This window comes from Pseudomonas sp. AC083 (assembly GCF_979253165.1).
The window spans coordinates 1-234 of sequence record NZ_CEEDDH010000355.1 but is presented as its reverse complement, the minus strand read 5'-3'; the positions used below and the strand labels follow the sequence as shown (position 1 = coordinate 234).

1 protein-coding gene is annotated in these 234 nt (G+C 62.8%); it reads left to right on the top strand.

The features are described 5' to 3' along the window. Nucleotides 1-234: helicase-related protein (locus AC0IXA_RS28180; RefSeq protein ID WP_471815023.1), on the top strand; the 234-nt coding region annotated here is incomplete at both ends.

Here is a 234-nt window from a genome sequence, read left to right as displayed (position 1 = left end):
GAATTCGGCGCGCAGGTGCTGATCTGCTCGGAAATCGGCAGTGAGGGTCGCAACTTCCCGTTCGCTCACCATCTGGTGCTGTTCGATCTGCCGTCGCACCCTGACGTGCTCGAGCAGCGCATCGGCCGTCTCGACCGGATCGGCCAGAAGCACATCATCGAACTGCACGAGCCGTACCTGGAAACCAGCCCGCAACAGCGCCTGTTCCAGTGGTACCACGAGGCGCTCAACGCC